The 3,665-nt window shown below is 56.6% G+C and carries 2 protein-coding genes; both read left to right on the forward strand.

Translation table 11 applies throughout. The features are described from left to right. The first annotated feature begins 424 nt into the window (after window positions 1–424). On the forward strand, window positions 425–1,336 hold the full coding sequence (locus VGE80_RS23095) for an efflux RND transporter periplasmic adaptor subunit (RefSeq protein ID WP_373651295.1): 912 nt from the start codon (window positions 425–427) through the stop codon (window positions 1,334–1,336). A gap of 190 nt (window positions 1,337–1,526) precedes the next feature. Next, window positions 1,527–3,665: efflux RND transporter periplasmic adaptor subunit (locus VGE80_RS23100; RefSeq protein WP_440594289.1), on the forward strand; the 2,139-nt coding region annotated here is incomplete at its 3' end.

The raw sequence follows: 3,665 nt of genomic DNA on the forward strand, positions 1-3,665 counted from the left end.
CGAACCAGAGTTGGTGACGTCGGGACCGAGACGGAGCCCCGACGCCGGTCAGTAGAGAGCTTCACGTGAGCGTACGTCGGTGCGACTTCCATACCGCCCCGGCAAGACTTCAGCACGGGATTCTTAAATTTCCGCAGTCAGTTGTGACATCAGACAGATTCAAACATGAGAACCTCAGACGACAAGAGCATCGCTCTCTCGACATCAGCATCGTGAGACACTATCTCCATTACAACTCTCTTCGCGCCGCAGAATCGCCTGGCATCAGGCAGAATAACCGAGAGTCACTGGCCAGTTCCTGCAGTCGCCAGATCAACCGCCCGACTCGTCCGATTGACGTTCGGTGAGGTCGGATCTTGCCCCACTTGCTGTTAACACATAGAACGTCAGGGAATGCACTGCGAATTGTCCCGAGGATCTTTCGATGAATGTGAAACAGCACACGCTTCCCTGTCTTGGCCTGCTGATGCTTCTGACAGCTTCCTCACCGGCGGACGAGGCCCCCTCCAAGGGACCGGGAGTTCGACGCGTCAGACTGGAAAAGTGTCACATCACGCTCATCGATCAGGTGACACTCGCCTCAGACCGTACGGGAATTCTGAAGCTGGTCGAGTTCAAGGAAGGCCATTCCGTCACGGCAGGCAGCCTTGTGGCCCTGATCGCCGACGAAGTGGCCCAGGCCAATCTCGCCGTGGCCGAAAAGAAAGCGGCCAATGGAGTCGAACTGGAATTTTCGAAGATTGCCAAGTCAGCGGCCGACAGCGAACTGAATCGACTGCTGAAAGCAAATCAGCTCGCGGTGGAGAAAGGGGGAAAGGAACCGGTCCCTCAGCTTGAAATCGATAAAGCCAGACTGGCTGCGGATAAAGCAGCACTCTCCATTCAACTCGCTGAGCATGAACTTGGTCTGAATAAATTGAACGCAGCCGTCTCGGCGGCAGAACTGAAGACCTATTCAGTGCAGGCTCAGTTCGACGGTGTGGTGACCCGGATTTACCGCAAGAAAGGGGAAGCCGTCCGACAGGGGGATCCCGTCGCAGAAATTGTGAACACGGACCGCGTACGAGTGGAAGGCAACGTCCCCTTTCAAGACCTCTCTTACGCCCGTCAGGGAGCGAAAGTGTACGTGAAGCTGCACAATATCGACCCGGACCACTCGCACGCGAATGAAGTGTTTGAAGGGAAGATCACGTTCGTCGACGTCGTTTCGGAGCCGATTGACCGAACGACCCGAGTCTACGCCGAAGTCCGTAATCGAGATAACATACTGCGAGCAGGCCTCGAAGCGGTGATGGAAATCGAAGTGGAAGGACAAGTCGCCGCAAAGGTCCGCTGACTCCCACCGGGCGAAAGTCGACGGGGTGAACGTCGGTCTCTGCTCGGATGCCGGCAGTACACCTCACTGCTTCATCGTCAAGTCCCTGTTTGCAAGTCCCTGTTTCCTCAACGACCGCGGCCCAAGTTCGAACGGATCCGGCCGTCGTCGCACTGACCTCATTCCCTTTCGATTACGCGAGTCTGCCACAATGTCGATGGCGATGCCTGCCCAGGAATTGCGTTCCAGCCAGCGACCCGTTCCGCTGCGCGGGCGGATGGATCTGGTGATCAAGCAGATCGAGTTCCAGGGGGTGTCGCACTTTGTGATCAAGGATCCCGTCGGCCTGACCTACCACCGCCTTCGTGCCGATCAGTATCGAGTTTTGAATCTGCTGGATGGACAGAAGAGTCTGGAAACGATTCGTGCGGAGCTGATACGTGAATTTCCAGCGATCAGCCCGACGTTAACAGAGACACAGTTGCTTGTTTCGGACCTGCACCAGAAAGGCCTCGCCTACAGTGTGCGTCCCGGGCAGGCCTCGGCGCGAATCGAGCAAAAGCGGAAGAATCGTCGACAAAAGGCTTTTGGTGTCCTGACCAACATCCTTTCGGTTCGGTTGCCGGGCTGGGACCCCGATCGGGTGCTGGCGGCGATGGTTCCCTGGACGCGCTGGGTGTGCCATCCCATTGCCGTCGCGGCAGCGGTGGGACTGGTGCTGAGTTCCTGGCTGCTGCTGGCCATTCAGTTTCGTGCCTTTCAGGCAGGGCTCCCTGCCTTCCAGCAATTTTTCGGCTGGCCTAACCTGCTCTTTCTCTGGATGACGCTGGCTGGTTCCAAGATCATTCATGAGTTTGGTCATGGGCTCGCGTGCAAAATGTTCGGCAGCGAATGTCACGAGATGGGGGTCATGCTGCTGGTCGGCAGCCCCTGCTTGTATTGCGATGTCTCGGACTCGTGGATGCTGAAGAATAAATGGCACCGAATCCTGATAGGTGCGGCGGGGATGATCGTCGAAGTTGTGCTCTCGGCGATTGCGATCTTTCTGTGGTGGCTGACTGAGCCGGGCCTGTTTCATTTCCTGTGTCTCAACGTCTTCTTCGTCACGACGCTGACCACGGTGATTTTCAATGCCAACCCGCTGATGAAGCTCGACGGTTACTACATGATGAGTGATTTTCTCGAGATTCCCAATCTGCGGCAGAAGGCTGACAAGCTGACGGGCGAATTTTTCTCGGCACTTTGTCTGGGCATCGAACCGCGTCCGGATCCATTCATGCCTCAGACCAATCAGCACTGGTTCATCCTTTATGCGATTGCTTCGAAGATTTACGGCTGGTTCGTGCTGTTCGGGATCCTGACGTTCCTTTATACCGTACTGAAACCTTATGGATTGCAGAGTCTGGGTCAGTCCGTAGCCTACTTTTCGATCGCAGGGATCCTGGTTCAGATGACGAAATCGGCATACAGGCAGCTTACTCAACCGCGCGAAAAGCCGATCCAGAAATGGAGGCTCGCCCTGTCTGGTCTTGTCCTGGCAGGGATCATCGGCGGACTCGGGATGATCAAGATCCCCTTCATTCAGTGGGCCGCCTTCATGATCGAGCCACAGGAGGTGCGTCACGTCGTAACCCGGGTCCCCGGTGAGCTGGTGGAACTGAACGTTCAACCGGGTGACTATGTCGAAGCGGGCCAGCAACTGGCGGTACTGTATGACCCTCGACTCAGCGAGGCCAAACGTCGACTGACGCTGCAACGGGAGGTTCAGGAACAGTCGAAGAAAAATGCCTGGGCACTCAACGACCGGACCGAGATGGCTCTGCTGGAAGAGAGCCTGAAATCGATCGACGAACAATTGAGCGAGATCGAGATGCAAATCCGGCATCTGGTTGTTGTCGCTCCTGTTGCCGGACATGTGATCGCTCCTTCCCGTCAACCGATCCCCAACCTGGAAATACAGAAAACGCGGCTGGTCGGCTGGACGGGAACGCCACTCGACCGGAAGAATCTGGGTGCATTCCTGGAAGAGCGGACGGAACTGATGAGTATTGCTCCGTCCGACTTAATGCAGGCCACGCTCTATGTCAATCAGGGTGATCGCTACGACATCCACGAAGGGCTGAAGGTTTCGCTCAAGTTTGACCACCTGCCCCAGCAAACGTTTCGGGGGACGATCACGCAAATCGCAACCGCTCATTCGGACTTCGCGCCGGAAACGATGTCGGTCAAACGAGGGGGGCTGCTCGCAACGAAAACCGATCAGGACGGGCGGGAACAACTGCAGGAAGCCGCTTACCGCGCCACCGTGATCCTCGACGAATCCCCCGCTGGTCTGCGCCCCTATCTCCGT

Source organism: Schlesneria sp. (assembly GCF_036405755.1).
GTDB classification, from domain to species: Bacteria; Planctomycetota; Planctomycetia; order Planctomycetales; family Planctomycetaceae; genus Schlesneria; species Schlesneria sphaerica.